The organism is Simiduia aestuariiviva, assembly GCF_014192475.1.
GTDB classification, from domain to species: Bacteria; Pseudomonadota; Gammaproteobacteria; order Pseudomonadales; family Cellvibrionaceae; genus Simiduia; species Simiduia aestuariiviva.
Window position 1 is genome coordinate 130,681 of sequence record NZ_JACHXZ010000002.1, and the last position, 22,525, is coordinate 153,205.

Below are 22,525 nucleotides of genomic sequence, written 5' to 3' on the forward strand. Positions count from 1 at the left end.
CAGTGGTAAACATAGCACTAGTCGCCAATGCTCAGCAACGCGTAGGCAGGATGATTTGGTACACCAGTCTAGTAGCGTGGTGCACCAAAACGCTCTGGTATCAACTGGCGATGTCTAGGTCTTCAGGTTCCGCTTCAGGTGCGAGCCAGTCATTTTTATCGACGTGACGTTTGGCGCGCTGTTTGCCGGACTCTGCCTTTATGGCTCGCTCAGCCGCAGCGAAAGCCTCTCGCACGGCTATCGGTGCCTTGTCTTCGGCGTGGCTGATATTAATGGGCTTGCCGTGCAATTGCATTTCTAGGCTAACGTGGAATGCACTGCCCTTGTGGTGGTGTTGATGAGGTGCGGTAACTACGACTCGTTGAACCGCTAAGCGGTCGGAGAGGCGCGCTAATTTATCAAGTTTTTTCTCAATGGTGGCACTTAGTGCCGGTGACGCTTCCAAATCTCGGTACACAATATTCGCAGCCAACTTCATAGAAGTGCTCCTTTACTTACGTGACTTTTCAGGACGTCCTGAAATACATATTGTCACTGCGGAGAGAAAATTCAACTGTTTTTTTCGCGCCGACAGAAAATATATTTATTGAACTATAGCGGGCATCCCCATTCGCTTTCCTACAGCCGCTGCAATGCCGGCTCCTGAGAGGGCGGCACTGAAGGTAGTTTATTTTTGGTTGGGCGCGTTATTTTTGGTTGGGAGCGATGGCCAATGCAAAGTTTGAGTGGAGCAGGGGTTGAAATACTCAAAGCCCCCCATATATCTCCTTTGTGCTGCCGAATTCGGGGCACAACATTGCTGGATCTTAGGATCAGCCCAATTAATTATTGCTCGAAAAGAGGATAAGACTATGCGTAATTTTGATCTAACCCCATTTTACCGTTCTACTATTGGCTTTGACCGGTTGGCAAGTGTTTTAGACTCGCTGTCACAAGCGGAGTCCAATCAGTCGAGTTACCCTCCCTACAATATTGAGTTGCTCGGAGAAGATGCCTACCGTATCACGATGGCCGTGGCTGGCTTTGCTGAAAGTGAAATTGAAATTAAAGTTGATCAAGGAAAGTTGACCGTTGTAGGTAAAAAGAGCGTTGAAAAATCGAATGGGCAATATTTGCATCAAGGTATTGCTGAGCGAAATTTTGAGCGGCGCTTCCAGCTGGCAGACTATGTAAAAGTTGAGGGTGCCAGCTTAGATAATGGGCTGTTATACATTGAACTTGTGCGAGAATTGCCGGATGCCATGAAGCCGAGAACGATTGCAATTAACGGGCAGAAAAAGCACTCGCTACACGCTGCTTAAGTTCATTTTCCTTTGACAGATTATAAATACTGCCCTCTGTGTTCGCACGCTGAGGGCGCCTTGTACTTCATTGATAAACATCGTGAATATTGGCAATGTCAGCATTGCCAATTGGTGTACGTTCCTGCCCAGTGGCATTTGTCACTTCCGCGCGAAAGGGCGGAATACGATCTGCATGAAAACACATTTGAAGACCAAGGGTATCTCCAATTTTTGCGGCGCTTAGGCGATCCACTACTGGATCGCTTGGTGCCCAATAGTCGCGGCCTTGATGTCGGTTGTGGTCCAGGTCCAGTTTTGCAAAAGTGGCTGCGATCTCAAGGGATGCAGGTAGAAGTTTACGATAAATTTTATGCCCCGAACCAGCAAGTGCTTTTGTGCCAGTACGATTTTGTCACCGCAACAGAGGTCGTTGAGCACCTATCTGCACCGGGCTTGTCACTAATGGCTATGTGGCAACTTGTGAGGTCGCAAGGCCAATTGGCGTTGATGACGAAGCGTGTAAAAAGTGTCGAGGCGTTTGCGGGGTGGCACTACAAGAATGACCCCACCCACATAGCATTTTTCTCTGAGGCCAGTTTCAAATGGTTGGCAGGGCATTGGCAGGCAGAGCTAACTTTCGCGGATAAAGACGTCGTGATCTTTACCAAACGCACCTGATGACTCCCTTTGATTTTAGTCGGACACGTCGCCCCGCAATCGGACGACGATGTACACTGTTTTGGTCGCTAGTGCTCGAGTGTTAAACTGCGCTAAAGAGTTTAGCTCTGACAGTCGTGCGGTATTCTGAGGGCGTCGTAGCTAATAGTTTTTTGAACAGGCCGGTGAAGTGGCCCATGTCGTGGTAGCCCACTTTGAATGCTACTTCGCTGATGGAAAGGTTGCTGGTTTTTAGTAAGTCCTTCGCAGTTTCAATTCTAATCTCTTGTAAGTATTGCAGCGGTGATTGTCCAGTGGCTGCTTTAAAGCGACGATTGAATGTACGCACGCTCATATCGAAGCGCTCTGCTACCAAGCTCAGCTTGATTTCGCGACCGTAATTATCCTGTAACCACATTTGTGCCTGCATAATTTCTTCATCGGGATGGTGCCGTGTTCCGCCATCGAAATAACTTGTGGTTTCGTAGGAGCGGCGAATTTCATGGGAGAAATGTCGCTCTACGTGTAGCGAAATAGGCTTGCCGTACATGCGTTGAATAAAGTGCACAGTTAGATCCGCCAGTGCGTTCACACTCGCTGCGCAGTAGAGATTGCCGGCTTGGGCAATGAAGTACTGCCGCTTTAGGTGAACTTGTGGGTAGTCTCTTTGAAACTGGTCAAAGTAATACCAGTGTGTCGTTGCGGCCTTGTCATTAAGTAGTCCCGCTTCTGCTAGAAAGCACACGCCAGTACCCACGGCGCTGATGGTTACGCCATTTTCATATTGTTCCCGCAACCAGGTAAGCAGTGCGCTGTTTTTGCGGATAATTGGCCGTGGGTTTCGCCACAGGCTCGGGATAAAGATCATGTCCGGTCTTGGCACTGAATCTAAGTCGTACTGAGGCGCCAAGTCGAAGCCTGCGCGAGTCACAATGGGGCTTCGATCGACGGCGACGGTATTGATGGCTATGCGTTTAACCTGCCGGTCTTGGCTTAGTGCAGCACTTTCGGCAGCCTTTAGCATTTCCATGGGTAGGGTCGTGCTGGTGGCCAGCATATGTTCACAAAGTACGAACGCGATTTGGTGCATATCAGTCACAAGTTGAGGGTGGTTGCGGTCAAATATTCAGCAAACAAGCGTTTGGCTGAATTGCCTGTAATTTTTGACCGATAAGGCCGCTATCCTAGGGCCTCAAAATGGACACAGGCAAGGGATAAACTGGTAAGTTGGCTAAAAATACATAATTTACGGCTGAAATGCCATAGAGAAGGCGTCAAGGAGTTCTTACACTCGCACCTATAGTGCCGAGACCGCTGCGAAAGGTTGCGTTTACTGCTCCCGTCAGTGTCTGGCAAATCAACGAAGGAGTTGAGTTTTCTCATGGTGAGATTACCTGTAATTGTAGGTTTTGGCGGTTTTAGCGCGGCTGGGCGCAGCTCTGGGCATCACGCCTACCGACGTACTGTGATTGATAGTTTGGATGAGCAGTCTCGAGCACAAACACTTCTCGGCTTAATTGCCATGATGAAGCTGGTTCGCTTTGACGTTGATTCAGGTCAATGGCTTGATATGGCAAGCGATGAGTTGCTCGACGATGCCGCAGTCTTGGCGAAATATACGCAGGCGGCATTGGATGGGACGCTGATCCGCAAGCTTGAGCGCCGCTACTTTGATGTGGACGCCACTGAATGGCATAAAAATGTACCGCTGTCACCGGAAGGTGAGGTGAGTTTTATTACTCGTGAGCGCGATCTGCCCGAGCCTTTACCCAGTGCCTGGCAGGTGGAGGCGGTCGAGGGCGAACCGGGTCGTGTTCGCGTTCGCATTACCGAAATGCTCGAAGCTAAAATTGACAGTACGCGCGAAATGCCCGTCAAGGCGGCGGGCCAGTTGCCGAGCGGTTACGATCCCGCCGATCACTACAATGCGCGCTTTCATCCGCGGGCACTGCAGTTTGCCATTGTGGGTGCCTCCGATGCGGTGCACTCCTTGGGCATTGAGTGGTCAACTGTAGTCAACGCGGTTAAGCCGGATGAGATCGGTGTCTACGCCAGCAACGCCATGAGCCAGCTCGATGAAAATGGCTTCGGTGGAATGATGCAGCAGCGCTTAAAAGGCGGCCGCGTCAGTGCTAAACAGTGTCCTTTAGGGCTCAATACCATGCCCGCTGACTTCGTCAATGCCTATGTTTTGGGCAGTGTGGGACACACGGGCGCCATCGTGGGCGCTTGCGCCACATTTCTTTACAACTTGCAGGCGGCGGTGAACGACATTACCGCGGGGCGTCGTCGAGTGGCGATGGTGGGCAACGCGGAGGCGCCGCTATTGCCAGAGGTAATCGATGGCTACGGTGCCATGGGGGCGTTGGCCAGCGATGAGAATTTGCGCAAACTCGATGGACTGCCCGCAGATGCGGAGCCAGATCATCGTCGTGCGAGCCGTCCATTCGGTGAAAACGCCGGCTTTACTATCGCCGAATCCACGCAATATGTCATTTTGATGGATGATGCCCTTGCGCTAGAGCTAGGTGCGGATATTCACGGTGCGGCAACTGAAGTGTTCGTCAACGCGGATGGCTTTAAAAAATCCATTTCTGCCCCAGGTCCTGGCAACTACATCACGATGGCAAAATCCGTGGCGAGTGCAATTGATCTATTGGGTGCGGAGCGCGTGCAAAAGCATTCTTTTGTACAGGCGCACGGCTCAAGTACGCCGGCTAATCGCGTAACTGAAAGTGAGATATTTGACCGTTTGGCCGAGGTGTTTGGTATTGAGTCTTGGCCAATTGCTGCGGTAAAGGCTTATGTCGGGCATTCGTTGGCGCCGGCCAGTGCCGATCAATTAATTTCTACGTTAGGTGTGTTTAAGTACGGTTTTATTCCTGGCATCAAGACGATAGGTCGAATCGCTGAGGATGTGCACGCAGATCACCTCAATATACCTACAGCAGATCTAGACTGTCGCGCAGAAACCATGGACGTTGCCTTTTTAAACTCTAAAGGATTTGGAGGTAACAACGCCACGGCAACGGTTTTATCCCCCAACCTAGTGGAATCCATGTTGAAAAAGCGTTATGGCGAAGCGGCGTTTAGCGCCTATCGCGCAAAGCGTGAAGCCACCCGTTCGGCGGCGGCGGCCTATGATGAGCGCGCCACGCGTGCGCAATTCGACACTATCTACAAGTTTGGTGAAGGCATGATTGATGAGGCTGCGTTGGAAATATCGGCCAGTAAAATTACTGTGCCTGGTTTTGCCAAGCCTATTGAATTAGTGGTGCCGAACCCAATGAAGGACTGGCTAAGCTAGCGCATATTTATTGGGTTTAGTAAAAATGGCGCCGGTGGCGCCATTTTTTTTGCGCGGTCAGACGGAGTCTAGAAGTGCGCTTTAAGGGTGAGGTAGGGGCCAGAGTAATCGCCATCTAAATCTAGGCCGTTGATGCGCGATATGTTTGACTTTTTAAAGCCAAGCTCACCGCCTACCGAAGGTATGTTGTCGAGCATGTAGCTTACGCGCGCGCTAAATTCAGTGAACTCACTGCTGTTAAAGCTGCCACCGAGAACGCTGGCACCCACAGAAAAACCCGTGAAGGGTAGGTCAAAATTCGCATCGCCATACAAGGTTGGCAGGTAGGTGTCTGCGCTTTCGCTATTGGTATTAACGTCATCAATGACAATGCGTGATCGGCCCGTGTAGCGTCGCACGCCCACGCCCACGTCTAGGCTAATCCAATTGTCCAGCAGTTCGTAATAGCCGATCGCATCGGTTTGGCTTAGTTGCGTGTGGCTGCTCACCAATACACCGCCATCAATTGAGGGGAATTCGGTGTTTCCTTTGTGATCAAGGTTTGTGTATTGAATGCGCACGTTCGGCAGTAGCGGAACCGGATGCTCGAAGGCGGCGTAGTAAAAGGCATTGGTGCTTTGCTTATGGTTCAAGTCGTTCAGGGTGTAATTAAAATTTTTGCCTTCAGGATCGTTTAACCATTGGCCGATACCTAGGTGTAAGCCGAGCGCGTCGGCGAGGGCAGGTGTGCTGGTGAGGCTTAAGGCAAGTAGTGCTGCGAGGTTTTTTGGGTAGTGCATGGGGGACTCCAACAAGGCGGTGCAGATTGACCGATTTCGATGGCGCGCATTATAGCGATCTTGCCACTGTGTGCAGGTCTATTTTTCTTGAATTTGTGAGCGACAGAGTGTTTGAAATGCGGCCGCAGCCCTGCTGGTGTCCCGTTGCGCATGCCGAATGCAGCCTAATTGGCGAACGATTGGGGTGGCGTCTGCCGGCTCTATTTGGTGCAGGTCGTCCGATAGCAATGTGCGCGGTAACAGGCTCCAGCCGAGACCAATGGACACCATCATTTTGATGGTGTCTAAAGATTGGGTGGTCATGCTGATGTTGAGTGGGACGCCCGCGCGATCAAACAGCGATTGGATCAAAAAGGTGGTGTAAGTATTGGCGTCGGGCAATATCGCTGGGTGCGTACTCAGTTGCTGCAAGGTAGGTTGATTGGTGTTGGCCAATGGGTGCTCAGCGGCGCAGGTGAACACCAGTTCATCCTGCCACCAAGTTTCTGATGAAATTTTAGCGGTGTTGGAAGGGCTTAAGGTGACGATCGCGACGTCGTGATCCCCCTGGGCCACCTCTTCATAGGCCCGCTCACTATCCATAAATCGAAGGTTTAGCTCGACCTTTGGAAATTTGGCGGCGAACTGTTTAAGTAGCGGGGGCAGTCGATGCAGGCCGATGTGATGGCTTGTGGCAATGGCGAGTTGGCCTCGAATCTCTCCGCTTAAATCGTCAATGGCGCGTTGAGTGTCGGCCACGGAGGTCAGAATTTGGCGTGCCCTCGGCAGCAGAATGCGGCCCGCTTCGGTGAGTTGTATTTTGCGGCCAATGCGGTCGAAGAGTTGGCAGTTCAGTTGCTGTTCCAGATTCGCTATGCGTTTGCTGATGGCTGGCTGGGTCAGGAACAGTCGGTGAGCAGCTTTCGAGAATGAGCCGAGTTCGGCAACGGCGCAAAGTGCCTGCAAGCTTTGGGTGTCCATTTCGTGACTTCTCTAGTGGGTTCTTTTTTCGGGGGTCTCTATTTTCGGGGGTATCTATTTTTCGGAGGTATCTATGTATTCCATATGGGTATTCCATATGGGAATCAAATGGATAAAAATTATGAATTTGAGTAATGCCATTCGAGATCATACACTGGCTGTCGAGAGTGCGCACCCGTAGCGGGTGCTTTTGCGGTGTCCGGATGTTGGCTGACCGGGCGTTAGCGGATTAGCGAGGTTTTCATGGCTGCAAAAACGTTGTACGACAAACTGTGGGATGCCCACTTGGTGAAACAGCGCGACGATGGGTCGGCGTTGATCTATATCGACCGGCACATCATTCATGAGGTAACCACCCCGCAGGCATTTGAAGGGCTCAGATTGGCCGGCCGCAAGCCCTGGCGCGTGGACTCTATGCTGGCCACGCCCGATCACAATGTGCCAACCACACTCGCAGAGCGAGCAGCGGGGGTGGCTGGCATCGAAGACCCGGTTTCTAAGATTCAGGTGCAGACCCTCGACGATAACTGCGATGAGTTTGGCATCGTAGAATTTAAAATTAATGATCGCAGGCAGGGCATCGTGCATGTGATTGGTCCTGAATCCGGGGCCTGCTTGCCAGGTATGACCATCGTGTGCGGAGACTCCCACACGGCAACTAACGGCGCCTTGGGGGCGCTGGCGCACGGCATTGGCACAAGCGAAGTTGAGCACGTCATGGCAACCCAGTGCTTGGTGGCCCAAAAGATGAAAAATATGCTGGTCCAGGTCGATGGGACCCTGGGCGTAGGCGTGACCCCAAAAGATGTGGTGCTGGCCATCATTGCCGAGATCGGCACGGCGGGTGGCACCGGTTACGCCATTGAGTTTGGCGGCGAGGTGTTTCGAACCATGTCCATGGAGGGGCGCATGACCGTCTGCAATATGGCCATTGAGGCCGGCGCCCGGGCGGGCATGGTTGCCGTTGATCAAATTACATTGAATTACGTCAAGGGCCGACCCTATGCGCCGAGCGCAGACTTGTGGGCGCAGGCAGTTGAGGAGTGGATGCAACTGCACAGCGATGCAGGCGCCGCCTTCGATAAGGTGGTGATAATTGACGGCAGCCAAATTGAGCCACAGGTGAGTTGGGGTACGTCACCCGAAATGGTGTTGCCAGTGGGTGCTCATATCCCAGATCCGCAACAAGAGCGCGACCCGGTCAAGCGCGAAAGCATCGAGCGCGCGCTGAAATATATGGCGTTAGCACCGGGGCAGCCAATCACGGATATCAAGGTAGACCGGGTTTTCATTGGCTCGTGTACCAACTCTAGAATTGAAGACATTCGTGCGGCGGCGGCGGTATTGAACGGTCGAAAAGTGGCGGCCAGCGTGAAGCAGGCCATGGTGGTGCCTGGCTCTGGATTGGTTAAGGCGCAAGCGGAGGCCGAGGGGCTGGATAAAATTATTCGCGCAGCCGGTGTCGAGTGGCGTGAGCCGGGTTGTTCAATGTGTTTGGCGATGAATGCCGACAAATTGGGCAATGGTGAGCATTGCGCCTCTACGTCGAACCGCAATTTCGAGGGGCGGCAGGGCTATGGCGGGCGCACCCACTTAGTCAGTCCGGCTATGGCTGCAGCCGCTGCGATCGCGGGGCATTTTATTGATGTCCGCACTTTGTCTGGTCAGGATCATTAAGGAGTGACTATGAAATCGTTTACCACTGTTTGCGGTATTGTAGCGCCGATGGATCGGGCCAATGTCGATACCGATATGATCATTCCCAAGCAATTTCTGAAGTCCATCAAACGCACGGGTTTTGGAAAAAATCTATTCGATGAGTTGCGTTATCTGGATGAAGGCAGGCCCGATCAAGATTGCAGTCATCGGCCAATCAATCCAGATTTCCCGCTCAATCAGGCGCGCTATCAAGGTGCCAGTATTTTGCTCGCCCGCAAAAATTTTGGCTGTGGCTCAAGTCGCGAGCACGCGCCATGGGCATTGGATGATTTTGGCTTTCGAGCAGTGATTGCGCCCAGCTTTGCCGATATTTTTTACAACAACTGTTTTAAAAATGGATTGTTGCCCATCGTGTTGAGTGAGAGCGTAGTAGACCAGTTATTTTTGCAGATGTATGAAGCGGAAGGTTTTACCTTAACGGTGGACCTGGCTGAGCAGCAGGTTCGCACGCAGAGTGGTGAACAATACAGTTTCGAAGTGGATGCCTTTCGCAAGCAGTGCCTCCTGCAAGGTCTCGATGATATTGGATTGACGCTGCAGGAGTCTGACGCCATTCGCGCTTACGAGGCGCAGCGTCGCGCAAGTGCGCCATGGTTGTTTGATGCAATTGTGGCGAACGACTGATTCGTAGCTCTGTTTGTTTTGTTAGTGGCGATCGCAGTGGGCATGAGTGAAGGAGTGAATAAGTGAGTAAGCAGGTGTTGGTATTGCCCGGCGATGGGATCGGGCCAGAAATAGTGGCGCAAGCTCGCAAAGTGCTGGATAAAATTAATGCACAGTTTCAATTGGGTTTGCAGTTTGAAGAGGGGCTGTTGGGCGGCGCTGCCATTGATGCATTTGGCGTGCCCCTGGATGAAGCAACGCTGGCGCGAGCGGCTGCCGCTGACGCTATTTTAATGGGATCTGTGGGCGGCCCAAAGTGGGATCAACTCGGTCGCGCCATACGGCCTGAGCAGGGCTTATTGAAATTGCGATCGTCATTGAAGTTGTTTGCAAATTTGCGGCCGGCAATTTTATATCCCCAATTGGCAGACGCTTCCACACTTAAGCGCGATGTGGTTTCTGGATTGGATCTGTTGATCGTGCGCGAGCTCACCGGCGGGATATATTTCGGTGAACCGCGCGGTATTCGCACATTACCTGATGGTGAGCGGGAGGGTTACAACACCTACAAATATTCGGAGAGTGAAATTGAGCGCATTGGTCGCAACGCATTCGAAATGGCAATGAAACGCGGCAAACGTTTGTGCAGTGTCGACAAAGCCAATGTGTTGGAGGTCACGGTGTTGTGGCGTGAAGTCATGGACCGGCTAGCGCCTGAGTTTCCCGACGTTGAATTGACGCATATGTATGTGGATAACGCAGCCATGCAGCTGGTCAAGGCGCCAAAACAATTCGATGTGATAGTTACGGGCAATATGTTTGGTGATATTCTTTCCGACGCCGCCGCAATGTTAACCGGCTCAATCGGTATGCTGCCCTCTGCATCACTCGACAAAAACCGTCGCGGGTTATTTGAGCCCTGCCATGGGTCCGCTCCGGACATCGCAGGTCAGGACGTCGCCAATCCGTTGGCGACCATTTTGTCGGCGGCTATGATGCTGCGTTATTCCCTCGACCAAGAAGATGCTGCGAAAGCCATCGAGCGGGCGGTGTCGGCGGTGTTGGATCAAGGCTTACGCACCGGTGATATTATGTCTGAGGGGATGCAGCGCGTTGGCACTGAAGCCATGGGCGATGCTGTGGTGGCTGCACTTTAATTATTAGTTGTAGGTTGAATACGAAAATGCGAGTTGGATTTGTAGGTTGGCGCGGCATGGTGGGCTCAGTGCTCATGGAGCGAATGGTTGCAGAACAAGATTTTGCCCATATCGAGCCGATATTTTTTACGACATCAAATGTAGGTGGTAAAGGGCCGAATATTGGCAAAGACGCGCCGCCGTTGAAAGATGCCAACAGCATTGACGAGCTGAAAGCCATGGATGTCGTTCTTTCCTGTCAGGGCGGGGACTACACGCAGCGCGTTTACTATGCGCTGCGTGAGTCTGGCTGGCAGGGCTATTGGATCGATGCGGCCTCGAGTCTGCGCATGGCGGACGATGCGCTCATTGTATTAGATCCGGTAAATCTCGATGTCATCAAAGAGGGCTTGCAGCGGGGTGTGAAAAATTTCATCGGTGGCAATTGCACCGTGAGCTTGATGTTGATGGCCATTGGCGGGCTCTACCGAGAAGGTTTGGTGGAATGGGTGAGCTCCATGACCTATCAGGCTGCTAGCGGTGCGGGTGCGCAGAATATGCGCGAGTTGATTGCGCAGATGGGCAAGATTCACGGCGAAGTTAAGCCCCTGTTGGATGATCCCGCGTCTGCGATTTTAGACATCGACAGGCAGGTGGCCAGCGCCATGCGTGCGGACACCTTTCCGGTAGACCAATTTGGCGCGCCGCTTGCGGGCAGCCTGCTGCCTTATATCGACAAGCAGCTCGACAATTGCCAAAGTCGCGAGGAGTGGAAGGGGCAGGCCGAAACCAACAAGATTCTGGGGCGAGCTGAAAGCCCGCTGGCTGTTGATGGGTTGTGTGTGCGCATTGGCGCTATGCGCTGTCACAGTCAGGCACTGACAATCAAGCTCAACCGTGATTTACCGCTCGCTGACATCGAAGGCATATTGGCGTCGGCCAATGATTGGGTAAGCGTGGTGCCCAATACTCGTGCTGCGAGCTTGGCTGAGCTGACGCCGACTGCAGTAACAGGCAGCCTGTCGGTTCCCGTTGGTCGACTGCGGAAAATGAATATGGGGCCTGAGTATTTGTCGGCATTTACGGTTGGCGACCAATTGCTTTGGGGCGCCGCTGAACCGTTGCGCCGCATGTTGCGGGTTTTGCTGGAAAATTAGGCGCGGGTCGACAAAACTATCTAAAAACCAAGGGGTCGCAGCGTGCGGCCCTTTGGCGTTGTGGGGTCCGCAGGCCGTGTACTATCCGGTAGTCAGTAAAAAAATCCGACAAATCAAAAGCTTAGTGTGCAAGCGCTGATCGATGAAAGCTGTGACTTCGAGCGCAGATGCTAGCTTAGCTTGGCACTATAGTGCTGGGTTGCACCTGCAATCGAAAACAATGATGGGGGCAGGGATGTCAATCAAGGCACGCCGGCGTGTTTCTGAGCGGGTCTAATGTTGATAAAAAGCTATTTATAATGCAGACTTACGAGCACTATTGAAGATATATTCTAGGTTTGTAGTCTAACTTCATGACCGTTTTGGCTCTCTGAGACTGTTAGCCACCGTTACGCCGGCGTCTCAAGTGCATTATCGCTGAGTGATTTAAGGGCCCGTGGGTGCCTGTGTAAACGCTCCGGTATAGCTAGAGTCGGGGAGATAATAAAAGGATCGTCATATGCGTCTTCGTAAGTTGGCTTTATCAATTGGGGTATCAGCAGCGCTGGTCTCCAATCTGGGTTTCGCCCTTGGATTGGGTGAAATCAAGCTCAACTCGGCATTGAATCAACCGCTCGATGCTCAAATCAAGCTGCTCCAGGTTCGCGACCTGAGTGAAGAAGAAATCATAGTGCAGTTGGCTTCGCGCGAAGCCTATGAACGCGCTAATGTTGAGCGCTTGTTCTTTCTGAGCGGCATGAAGTTCGAAGTGGTCTTGGATGATCCCAATAACCCACATATTCGAGTCACTACGCAAGATAACGTTCGAGAGCCCTACCTGAACTTTCTGTTGGAAACTCAGTGGCCCACTGGGCGTATGCTCCGTGAATACACGGTGTTAATGGACCTCCCAACGTTCAGTGAGAAAAATCAAAAAGCCGTGGCGGCACCCAGTCAATCTGCGCCTGCTGCGGTGCCGGTAAAGCCGCGTCCAGCGGTGCAGCCTGCTCAGCCGGTGGCCAGTGCGCGCCCTGAACCTCGCCAGGAGCCACGCGCAGCGGCGGCGGGCGATTATGCCGTTCGCGCGAACGACACGCTTTGGGATATCGCCCTGATGGCGCGTCCAGATCGCAGCTACTCGGTTCAGCAGACGATGCTAGCCATTCAGCGTTTAAATCCAGATGCATTCATCAACAACAATATTAATCTGCTTAAAAAAGGCCAGGTGTTGCGCCTGCCTGCCGCGGATGAAATCAGTTCGTTGAGCACGCGTCAGGCGATCAATGAGGTCGCTTATCAAAACAGTCAGTGGACCGGTGGCGCGGCCCTTGAGGGCAGTCGTCGCAGCGGCTCGGTGTCCGATCGAGCTAGCGGTAGAGAAGGGCGCGTACAGCTGAGTAGCGGCAGCGCATCTACGGAGGTTAACGCGGGCAGCGGGCGTGGTCGCAATGTCGAAGCGCTCGAAAATGAATTGGCAATCGCGCAGGAGCAGCTGGGTGTAGCGCAGCGTCAAAATGAAGATTTGCGTGGCCGGGTCTCAGATCTAGAAGGTCAGATCGAGACGATGGAGCGCTTGCTGGAAGTGACCAGCGAGCAGTTGCGGGCGCTGCAGTTGGCCTCGGCCAAAGGGCTTGAAGGTGAAGAGTCTGCAGCTCCCTCAGTGGCGCAGCCCGCACCCGCAGAAACCGCGGCTCCTGCACCGACAACCCAAGCAGAACAGCCGCAGCCAAAGCCGGCGGCGAGCAATGTAGTGGTTGCCAGCAAGCCGGAGCCATCCTTGGTCGACACCCTGATGGACAACATTTTGTACATCGCGCTGGCGCTGTTGGCATTGTTGGGTGGCCTGTTCTTCTGGAAGCGTCAGCAAAGCGACGCTGCCGATGCAGACGATGAACTGGACTTCTTTGAAGAGTCTGAAGCTGAGTCTGACGAGGTGGACCCCTTCGCGCTGCCCGACGAGATGCCAGCAGAAATGGATGAGCTTGATGAAGAGCAAGCCATTGAAGACTACGAAGAGGTAGAAAGTGCAGAGGCGGAGACCGCCGATGTCGCGGCCGAAGCGGATATCTACATTGCGTATGGCAAATACGATCAAGCAGAGGAAATGTTGGTTAAGGCGTTGGCGCAAGATCCAGGTCGCGAAGACGTCACCTTAAAGCTGCTCGAAGTGTACGCAGAAACGAAAAACCTTGAGGCGTTCGATCAGCACTATGCCGGATTGCTCAGCAGCGCAGATGGTCAAACCCTGCAGCGTGCTGAAGAGCTGCGCGATTCAATTCCGGGTGCGGGTGAATTTGACCGCACTCAAGTGCAAACGGTTGCCGCGGTGGCAGCGGTAGGTGCGGCTGCTGCCGTAGCCGATGATCAGGAAGATATTCTTCAGGAAGATCCGCTTTTGAGTCTCGCCGAAGAAGGCGCAGAGGATAACGATTTTGGCGCCTTGGAGGGGTTGGAAGATCTCGACACCGATTTTGGCGACCTAAATGCTACCGAAGATTCGCACGACGAGCTGTCCCTCAATTTGGATGATGCCGAAGAGATGGGCGATCTGGACTTTGATCTGGATGGTTTGGATGAGGGCGGTGCCGCTGAGACCGAGGGATTATCGCTCAACCTGGATGCAGGGACCAATGATAGCGAAGAGGCAGAAGAGTTTAGCCTTGATTTGGGGGATGATGACGGCGAATTTACCCTCGATTTAGACAGCGAAGAGGACAAGCAGGCGCTAGAAGAACTATCGCTGGATGGTGATGATGACTTTGGCTTGACGCTCGATACCGAGGCAGACTCTGCCACGGAAGACGACGAATTTACGCTCTCGTTGGATGATGCGGAGCCTGAAGTTACCGATCTAGCCGCAGGTGCGTCTGCGCAAGCGGATGAAGATTTGTTAGATCTGGATGTGTCCGATTTGTCAGCGGCGCAACCCGATAGTTCTAGCAGCGCCAGTGACGATGAAGATTTTGCCTTAAATTTGGATGACGACGGTGACTTGTCCGTAAACCTTGGCGATATGGGCGAAGCGGAATCCACCGCAGATGATGAAATGTTCGACCTTTCTTTGGAGGATGAACTGGAATTATCTGGTGGGTCAGACGCTGAGGTCGATGCCACGGCAGCGCTCAACACTGGCGATGATGGTGACGAGCCAGAGTCGTTAACCGTTGAGGCCGATGATTTTGATATGGCGGAAGGCTTCGGCGACGCAGATTTAGCGGCCTTGGATCAAGAGATGGAGACGCTGTCTGCCGACTTGGATCTGGATGACGATCTGGCTGCACTGGATGATGCAGGTGATCAGGGTGCGCCATCTGCGGAAGCCCTCAATGCAGAAGAAGAGCCAGAGTTCGACATTAGCGCGGATCTTGGAATAGAGGACGGTGCAGATGAATTGCCACCGCTCGGCAGTAGCGATGATGATGTGTTTGAGCAGGCCATGGCAGACACGCCGGAATCTGAGGATGACGAAGACGGTGTAGATGCCGAGTTGGGCTTTTTGGCCGACAGCGACGAGGTTGCAACCAAGCTAGACTTGGCGCGCGCCTATATCGATATGGGCGATAGTGAAGGTGCCCGTGATATCTTGAGTGAAGTCCTGGAAGAGGGCGATGATACCCAGAAGGGCGAAGCTGAAGATCTAATGTCGCGTATTGGTTAGCGTTAGACTTGCCAAAAGGCCCTGTAGGCGTTAGCTTGCAGGGCCTTTTTTATGGCCTGCGGGTCGCCGATTAACGGTATTTGTGTGCAAAAGATTTACACCCCGAATTGCGAAATAGTGGCCGGCATGCAATTGCCGGAAGGCGTGCGCCGTGTGGCGTTATCGCTCGAGTACCACGGCGGCAGTTTTCGTGGGTTTCAACAGCAGGAAGAGGGCGTGCCGACGGTTCAGTCGGCACTCCAGCACGCTTTGTCAAAAGTGGCGAACGAGCCCATTACCTTGGCCTGTGCCGGTCGCACTGATGCGGCGGTACATGCAACAAATCAGGTGGTGCACTTCGATACGCGCGCAGACCGTACCGCAAAGGCGTGGACGGCGGGGGTCAATGCCAATTTACCCGCGGGTGTGTCAATCAAGTGGGCGGCAGAAGTGGCGCCTGAATTTCACGCGCGCTTCAGTGCGCGCGAGCGCACTTACCGCTACATCATTTTTAACTCGCCTTTCAGGCCGGCACTGCAGCATGATCAATTGACTTGGTGTCGCGAACCGTTGGACGTCGATCGCATGCGTGCCGGCGCTCAGCAGCTGATTGGCGAGCACAATTTTAATGCGTTTCGTGCGGCTCAGTGCCAGGCCCGCCATCCAGTGCGTGAAATTAAGCGTATAGACCTTGCAAGGCGCGGCGACCTCATCATTATAGAAATTACCGCCAACGCATTTTTGCACCATATGGTGCGCAATATCTCGGGTGTGCTCATGCGAGTTGGCAAGGGCTGGGCAAATGTCGATTGGGTCTCTGAGGTGTTGGCATCTCAGGATCGAACAAAAGCGGCTGAGACGGCGCCGCCCTATGGGCTGTATTTGGTGCATGTGGCTTACCCCGCGCAATTTGGATTGCCAGAGTTTCAGCCTGGCCCGTGTTTTTTAGCCGAAAAGCTGGGTGATTTTAGCCGTTGACCGGCAGTTTTGTGCGGTCTTTTCTGCTAGTATTCGGCCTCCGTTAAATCCGCTAGCCGGTAAAGGTAGACGCCCGTGAATACCCGCTTGTCGCACCAGCGAACGCGCATAAAAGTATGTGGCCTGACCGAGGTCGACAATCTTTTGGCCGTTGAGTCCTGTGGTGTGGATGCCCTTGGTTTTGTATTTTATCCGCACAGCCCGCGGGCGGTAACGGTTGAGCGGGCTGTAGACCTTGTGCAGGCATTAGGGCCATTGACGCAGCGAGTGGGCTTGTTCGTGAATGCATCGCTGGCGACGATTGAGTCTGTGTTGAGTGCGGTGCCTTTGTCAGTACTGCAGTTTCATGGCGATGAAACTGCAGAACATTGCGAGGCTTTTGGCCTGCCATATTTTAAAGCGTTTAGAATGAAAGATGGCTTTGCACTCGACGCCGCCATGGCGGCGCATCCTCGCGCCGCTGGCTTTTTGCTCGACGCCTACCAGCCCGGGGTGCCGGGTGGTACCGGTGCACAGTTCAACTGGGACCGAGTACCTCAACAGGCGCCGCGCCCATTGTTGCTGGCCGGCGGGCTCAGCGCCGACAACGTCGGTCGCGCAATTGCAAAGACTGGCGTCTATGGCGTAGATGTTAGCGGAGGGGTGGAGGTCGCGCCCGGCATTAAAGATATTGAGAAAGTGCGCGCGTTAGTGGCTGCGGTAAAGGCTGCAGATCACGCGCGGTGCACTCTTTAGCTCGTTTGAATTGAGCGCAATTTGGCAACGGAGTTGAATGTGTCAAACCAGGAAAACAAACCTACTGCAGTAGATTACGATGCGGTCCCCGATGCCAAGGGTCGATTTGGTGACTATGGTGGACGCTTCGTTTCGGAGACGCTGATTCATGCGTTGGATGAATTGGACGCGATGTATCGCAAGCTCAAGCAAGACCCAGAGTTTCAGGCCGAGTTTGATCACGATTTAGCGCACTATGTTGGGCGTCCATCACCCTTGTATTTTGCAGAGCGACTCACGGCACACGTTGGGGGCGCAAAAATTTATCTCAAGCGCGAAGATTTAAACCACACGGGCGCCCACAAGGTAAACAATACCATCGGCCAAGCGCTGCTGGCTAAACATTCGGGCAAGCAGCGGGTCATTGCCGAAACGGGCGCAGGTCAACACGGGGTGGCGACAGCTACAGTGGCGGCGCGTTTGGGGTTGAAGTGCCAAGTGTATATGGGCGCAGAAGACGTGCGCAGGCAGGCTTTAAATGTGTATCGCATGAAGCTGTTGGGCGCGGAGGTCATCGCGGTAGAATCGGGTTCTCGCACGCTGAAAGATGCGATGAATGAAGCCATGCGCGATTGGGCTACCAATGTCGACGATACCTTTTACATTATCGGCACAGTGGCCGGTCCGGCGCCATACCCCGAGCTCGTGCGCGATTTTCAGTGTGTGATCGGGCGCGAAGCGCGCGCCCAGTCGCTCGCACAAATTGGTCGGCTGCCCGATGCCCTAGTGGCTTGCGTCGGTGGTGGGTCCAATGCCATCGGCCTTTTTCACCCCTTCTTAAAAGATGCCGACGTCGCAATTTATGGGGTCGAAGCCGGTGGTGATGGCGTTGAAACCGGCCGCCACGCCGCGCCACTCAATGACGGAATTCCCGGCATTCTGCACGGTAATCGCACCTACCTCATGGAAGATGAAAATGGGCAAATTATTGAAACCCACTCGGTTTCAGCCGGCCTAGATTATCCGGGCGTGGGGCCAGAGCATTCATTTCTGAAAGATGTTGGGCGCGCCCAATACGTGGCCATCAATGATGATGAGGCGCTCGCTGCGTTCCGCACGCTGACGCGCGTTGAGGGCATTATGCCGGCGCTGGAATCCAGTCACGCGGTGGCCTATGCCATGAAATTGGCGCGCACCATGGATAAGGACAAGTGCATTGTGGTGAACCTGTCTGGCCGTGGCGACAAAGACATTCTGACCGTGGCCGATATCGACGGCATAACCGTCGGCACCACCAATCGCTAACCGGTAATCGAGTTACTTGGAATCCCTATGAACCGAATTAATGAGTGTTTGCGAACATTGCAGGCCGAAGGAAAAAAAGCGTTGGTCACCTACATTGTCAACGGTGACCCAGAGCCCAGCGCGACGCTTGCGACAATGCATGCGTTGGTGGCTCAGGGTGCAAATATTTTAGAGCTGGGTGTGCCGTTTTCAGATCCCATGGCGGACGGTCCTGTGATTCAACTCGGTCACGAGCGCGCGTTAGCCCACAATACGAGTTTGCGCGGCACCTTGGCCGTGGTGTCTGAATTTCGAAAAACGAACCAGCAGACGCCCGTGGTGCTCATGGGTTATGTAAACCCCATGGTGAGAATGGGGTTTGAGGTATTGGCCGATCAGGCCGCTGCCGCCGGAGTTGATGGCTTCCTAACGGTGGATTTGCCACCGGAAGAGTCCGAACCCTTTAATGAAATTCTAAAAGCCCGTGAGCTTGAGAATATTTTCCTGCTGGCACCCACGACCACAGATGCCCGCATTGGCAGCATTACTGCCTTGGCGGGTGGTTTTCTTTACTATGTGTCCTTAAAGGGTGTGACCGGTGCAGGGCATTTGGATATTGACGCTGTGACCGCTAAAATCGCCGACATTCGACGCCACTCAACCCTGCCGCTGTGCGTGGGGTTTGGCATTAAAGATGCCCAGTCCGCCAAGGCCGTGGCGTCAGTAGCCGATGGCGTAGTGGTGGGTAGCTTATTAGTGAGCAAAATGGGTGAATTGGCTGGGCAGCCTGCTGAGCAGATCGCCGAGCAAACAGCAAGCCTCATTGCGCCGTTGCGAGCGGCGCTAGATAGCCTGTAAACACAGGTAAAACAACAAATTACAACTTAAGACTTGGGTATACGATCATGAGCTGGTTGGACAAAATTGTCACAAATGTGGTTCGCAAAGACACTAAGCGTGTCGAGAGCAAGGTGCCGGAAGGACTGTGGAAGAAGTGTTTAAAGTGTGCGGCGGTTCTGTATCGCCCTGAACTTGAGCGCAATCTCGATGTGTGTCCAAAGTGTGATCACCACATGCGCATCGGCGCGCGCCGCCGCTTGGATATTTTCTTAGATCCACAAGAGCGCCACGAGATCGGTGCCGATGTACTGCCGGTTGATCGTCTGAAATTCAAAGACGTAAAAAAATACAAAGACCGTTTGACCCAAGCCCAGAAAGACACTGGTGAAAAAGACGCACTGGTGGCGATGAAGGGGCTGCTCAAGGGGATGCCGGTGGTCGCCGTTGCCTTTGAGTTCGCGTTCCACGGCGGCTCAATGGGTTATGTGGTTGGTGAGCGCTTTACGCGCGCGGCCCAAGTGGCGCTGGAAGAGAAAATTCCACTGGTATGTTTTTCTGCCACCGGTGGAGCGCGCATGCAGGAAGCACTGATCTCCCTCATGCAAATGGCGAAAACCAGCGCGGTGATCGAGCGCTTGAAAATGGCTGGCGTGCCTTACATTTCCATCATGACCGACCCCGTGTACGGCGGCGTGTCGGCCAGCTTGGCCCTGCTGGGCGACATCAATGCTGCGGAGCCGGGTGCGCGCGCTGGGTTTGCCGGTCCCAACATCATTGAACAAACCATTCGTCAAAAGCTGCCCAAAGGCTTTCAGCGCGCTGAATTCCTGTTGGAGCACGGTGCCATCGACATGATTATTGCGCGTGAAAATATGCGCGATAAAGTAGCTGGCCTGCTGGCTAAGTTCACCAACAGCAAGGTGGCCTAACCGCCGTGCGGTTTGGCCACCTGTCGGACTGGTTGCGCTGGCAAGAGCAGCACCACCCCAGTGCCATCGACCTCGGTTTAGAGCGGGTGCGCCTAGTCGCTGAGCGACTTGGGCTGCTGGCGCCCAATAACGCCAAAGTAATCACAGTGGCGGGGACTAACGGCAAGGGCAGTACTGTGTCGACGCTGGCGGCGTTATTAGCCAGCCAGCAATATCGCGTCGGCGCCTATACCTCGCCCCACCTACTGCGCTACAACGAACGCATTCGCCTAAATGGTGAACCTGCAAGTGACCAGCTGATCTGCCAGGCGTTTGCCGCTATTGATGCGCAGGCGCAGGATGTCAGTCTCACCTATTTCGAATTTGGCACCTTGGCGGCGCTGTGGATCTTCCAGCAGCAAGAGGTTGATTATTGGATTCTTGAGGTCGGGTTGGGCGGTCGCCTTGATGCGGTCAATATCATCGATGCCGACGTGGCCATCATCACCAGCATTGCGTTGGACCATCAGGATTGGCTGGGCACAGACTTGGCCCAAATCGGGCGGGAAAAAGCCGGTATTTGCCGCGCTGGAAGGCCAGTTATCTATGTTGATGCCACGCCCCAGTCATCGGTGCTTGAGGTGGTGGCGTCGGTAGGTGCCAGCAGTTTACTCATCGGTCGAGATTTCACCGTCAACACCGCCGACGGCCTGTGTGAGCTCACCTACGCCGACCAAATTTTCGCCTTTCCCGAGCCCCATTTGCCCTTGCCCAGTGTGGTTGCTGCATTGGTGGCGCTGCTGTCACTGGGGATTCAGATAAACGGCGCGGCGCTGCAGCAATTAGCGCATTTGCGAGTACCGGGTCGATTTCAGCAATTGCAATGGCGCGACCGTCATTGGGTCTTGGATGTGGCACACAATCCCGCGGCGTCCCAATTTTTTGCCAGCCGAGCCGCAGCCATTGAGGGCAGGGGGCGCACCCATGCCATCGTGGCTATGATGGCCGACAAAGACCATGCGGGCACCTTGGCGCCGCTGCAGCCGCTCGTGGATCAGTGGTATTTTGCGGATTTGCCGGACAATCCTCGCGCAGCCCAGGGGCGCGCCCTGTCGCAATGGGTGACGGGCCCTGCCAGTTGTGAGGTCGACGTCGGGGAGGCCTTGCAGGCCGCTGAGCGCAATAGCCAGCAGGGTGATAGCATATGGGTGTTAGGATCATTCTTTACGGTGTCTGCTGCGCTCGAATGGCTTGAGGCGCAGGGCGCTTCAGTGAGCTGAAGCGGTGCGGATGACGTGCTGGCTGCAGCGCTTTAAGATGGCTGGCTTAATTACACATTTTTGGACGTAATATTTCGTGGATGACAACGTAAAGCAGCGCTTGGTGGGGGCAGTGGTATTGGCCTCCATCGCGGTCATTTTCTTTCCGAGCTTGTTTGACGAGCCAGATAACCGCTACATTGGTGGGCAGTCGCAAATCCCGCCGACACCGACCATTACCCCGCAGGTCATCGCCGATCCCGTGCGTCCCGATGCGATCGAGCCGGCCAAAGCGCCCGATCAAATGTATGCCTTGGTGGATGAGCCAGAAGCACCGGTAGAGGCACCGGCCCCGGCGCCGAAGGAGGCGCCCAATGCATCTGCCCTCGAGGCGCCGGCAGTGGCACCGGGATTGAATGAGCAGGGGGTGCTGCGAGGCTGGGTTTTACAGGTGGCCAGCTTTACCGAAAAATCCCGCGCTGACGACTTGCGCGAGCGATTAGAGGCGGCGGGTCACTCGGCGTTTGTGCGGCCGCTAGTAAACAGCAAGGGGCAGCAAGTGGTGCGCGTGTTCGTGGGGCCTAAGGCCGATAAAGCAACAATTCTAGCCCTCAAAAAAGAACTGGATGCGAGTTTGAAGGTGAATTCTCTGGTGAAAGAGTTCAAGCCCTAATCTTGGGCACCGAAATTTATCTACCGCTGCACCGGATCAGTTGTTAGAATGCGCGCCTCGAAACCCACCGCGTACCCTTTGTACGATACCAAAGGAAACTTCCATGAATTGGGCCGACTGGATGATCCTTGTGATCCTGCTTGTTTCCAGCGTCATCAGTATCTATCGAGGTTTTGTCAAAGAGGCGCTATCGCTGGTGGTCTGGGTACTGGCGATCTCCATTGCCCTCTGGTTTGACGATCGTCTAGCCCCCTTGCTGGAAGGCGTCTCTGAAACCCCATCCGTCGTTCATTCTCTGGCCTTTGCGCTACTCTTTCTAGGCACCCTCGTAGTAGGGGCCATGGTCAACTATCTGATAAGCCAGCTCGTGAAAATGACTGGGCTGACAGGTACCGACCGACTGTTCGGTATGTTTTTTGGATTGGCCCGCGGATTGGTGGTGGTGATGGCGCTGTTGATGTGGCTGCCTCACTTTTTACCCATCGATCAAGACCCTTGGTGGCAGGAGTCGCGTTTGATTCCGACGTTTTTGTCCTTTGAAGGGTGGGCCAAGCAATTGGCCAGTGACGCCGGCGACCTGTTAAGTCGGCTGTTTAGCGGCTACGGACAATTGCAGGGCTAGCTCACTCATTGGGCAGCCGCGATATTTTTG

The 22,525-nt window shown here is 53.9% G+C and carries 20 protein-coding genes; 16 read left to right on the top strand and 4 right to left on the bottom strand.

The window, feature by feature from the left end; translation table 11 throughout:
• Positions 1–100 precede the first annotated feature (100 nt).
• Positions 101–478 (bottom strand): HPF/RaiA family ribosome-associated protein, encoded by a 378-nt coding sequence (locus tag FHS30_RS06125; RefSeq protein WP_183909480.1) that lies wholly within the window; start codon positions 476–478, stop codon positions 101–103.
• 373 nt (positions 479–851) lie between these two features.
• Between FHS30_RS06125 and FHS30_RS06130 the strand changes: the two genes are divergently transcribed.
• Positions 852–1,301 (top strand): Hsp20 family protein, encoded by a 450-nt coding sequence (locus tag FHS30_RS06130; protein ID WP_183909482.1) that lies wholly within the window; start codon positions 852–854, stop codon positions 1,299–1,301.
• Positions 1,302–1,313: 12 nt separating this feature from the next.
• Complete coding sequence (locus FHS30_RS06135; protein ID WP_183909484.1) at positions 1,314–1,961, top strand: class I SAM-dependent methyltransferase; 648 nt, start codon at positions 1,314–1,316, stop codon at positions 1,959–1,961.
• An 82-nt stretch (positions 1,962–2,043) separates the two neighbouring features.
• Here FHS30_RS06135 and FHS30_RS06140 read toward each other — a convergent pair whose 3' ends face one another.
• Entirely contained in the window at positions 2,044–3,030 is a 987-nt protein-coding gene (locus FHS30_RS06140) for a GlxA family transcriptional regulator (protein WP_183909486.1), read from the bottom strand.
• A 291-nt stretch (positions 3,031–3,321) separates the two neighbouring features.
• Here FHS30_RS06140 and FHS30_RS06145 point away from each other — a divergent pair, with 291 nt between their 5' ends.
• Positions 3,322–5,247, top strand: coding sequence for a beta-ketoacyl synthase (locus FHS30_RS06145; RefSeq protein ID WP_183909488.1), 1,926 nt, complete (start codon positions 3,322–3,324; stop codon positions 5,245–5,247).
• 68 nt (positions 5,248–5,315) lie between these two features.
• Here FHS30_RS06145 and FHS30_RS06150 read toward each other — a convergent pair whose 3' ends face one another.
• A complete protein-coding gene (locus FHS30_RS06150; RefSeq protein ID WP_183909490.1) occupies positions 5,316–6,026 on the bottom strand; it encodes a TIGR04219 family outer membrane beta-barrel protein in 711 nt (236 codons plus the stop codon).
• Positions 6,027–6,104: 78 nt separating this feature from the next.
• Complete coding sequence (locus tag FHS30_RS06155; protein ID WP_183909492.1) at positions 6,105–6,986, bottom strand: LysR family transcriptional regulator; 882 nt, start codon at positions 6,984–6,986, stop codon at positions 6,105–6,107.
• A 243-nt stretch (positions 6,987–7,229) separates the two neighbouring features.
• Here FHS30_RS06155 and leuC point away from each other — a divergent pair, with 243 nt between their 5' ends.
• The 13 genes from leuC to FHS30_RS06220 all read left to right on the top strand — a co-directional run bounded on the left by leuC (position 7,230) and on the right by FHS30_RS06220 (position 22,495).
• Entirely contained in the window at positions 7,230–8,663 is a 1,434-nt protein-coding gene (gene leuC / locus FHS30_RS06160) for a 3-isopropylmalate dehydratase large subunit (RefSeq protein ID WP_183909494.1), read from the top strand.
• Between the two features lie 9 nt (positions 8,664–8,672).
• Complete coding sequence (gene leuD / locus FHS30_RS06165) at positions 8,673–9,329, top strand: 3-isopropylmalate dehydratase small subunit (RefSeq protein WP_183909496.1); 657 nt, start codon at positions 8,673–8,675, stop codon at positions 9,327–9,329.
• A gap of 62 nt (positions 9,330–9,391) precedes the next feature.
• Positions 9,392–10,465: a 3-isopropylmalate dehydrogenase gene (gene leuB / locus FHS30_RS06170; RefSeq protein WP_183909498.1), complete on the top strand. Its 1,074-nt coding sequence runs from the start codon at positions 9,392–9,394 to the stop codon at positions 10,463–10,465.
• A gap of 26 nt (positions 10,466–10,491) precedes the next feature.
• The gene (asd, locus tag FHS30_RS06175; protein WP_183909500.1) at positions 10,492–11,601 is read left to right on the top strand and encodes an aspartate-semialdehyde dehydrogenase; all 1,110 of its coding nucleotides are present in this window, start codon (positions 10,492–10,494) and stop codon (positions 11,599–11,601) included.
• 499 nt (positions 11,602–12,100) lie between these two features.
• Positions 12,101–15,238 (top strand): FimV/HubP family polar landmark protein, encoded by a 3,138-nt coding sequence (locus FHS30_RS06180; RefSeq protein WP_183909502.1) that lies wholly within the window; start codon positions 12,101–12,103, stop codon positions 15,236–15,238.
• 126 nt (positions 15,239–15,364) lie between these two features.
• Positions 15,365–16,195, top strand: a complete 831-nt coding sequence (gene truA / locus FHS30_RS06185; RefSeq protein ID WP_246341238.1) for a tRNA pseudouridine(38-40) synthase TruA — start codon at positions 15,365–15,367, stop codon at positions 16,193–16,195.
• 75 nt (positions 16,196–16,270) lie between these two features.
• Positions 16,271–16,930: a phosphoribosylanthranilate isomerase gene (locus tag FHS30_RS06190; RefSeq protein WP_343048932.1), complete on the top strand. Its 660-nt coding sequence runs from the start codon at positions 16,271–16,273 to the stop codon at positions 16,928–16,930.
• Between the two features lie 39 nt (positions 16,931–16,969).
• Complete coding sequence (gene trpB / locus FHS30_RS06195) at positions 16,970–18,214, top strand: tryptophan synthase subunit beta (protein WP_183909506.1); 1,245 nt, start codon at positions 16,970–16,972, stop codon at positions 18,212–18,214.
• A gap of 27 nt (positions 18,215–18,241) precedes the next feature.
• The gene (gene trpA, locus FHS30_RS06200) at positions 18,242–19,051 is read left to right on the top strand and encodes a tryptophan synthase subunit alpha (protein ID WP_183909508.1); all 810 of its coding nucleotides are present in this window, start codon (positions 18,242–18,244) and stop codon (positions 19,049–19,051) included.
• A gap of 47 nt (positions 19,052–19,098) precedes the next feature.
• Complete coding sequence (gene accD / locus FHS30_RS06205; protein WP_183909510.1) at positions 19,099–19,962, top strand: acetyl-CoA carboxylase, carboxyltransferase subunit beta; 864 nt, start codon at positions 19,099–19,101, stop codon at positions 19,960–19,962.
• A gap of 5 nt (positions 19,963–19,967) precedes the next feature.
• Positions 19,968–21,221, top strand: a complete 1,254-nt coding sequence (gene folC, locus FHS30_RS06210; protein ID WP_183909511.1) for a bifunctional tetrahydrofolate synthase/dihydrofolate synthase — start codon at positions 19,968–19,970, stop codon at positions 21,219–21,221.
• Between the two features lie 76 nt (positions 21,222–21,297).
• Positions 21,298–21,873 carry an SPOR domain-containing protein gene (locus FHS30_RS17365; protein ID WP_183909513.1) on the top strand — a complete coding sequence of 192 codons (576 nt, stop codon included), beginning with the start codon at positions 21,298–21,300 and terminating at the stop codon, positions 21,871–21,873.
• A 103-nt stretch (positions 21,874–21,976) separates the two neighbouring features.
• On the top strand, positions 21,977–22,495 hold the full coding sequence (locus FHS30_RS06220) for a CvpA family protein (protein ID WP_183909515.1): 519 nt from the start codon (positions 21,977–21,979) through the stop codon (positions 22,493–22,495).
• Positions 22,496–22,525 lie beyond the last annotated feature (30 nt).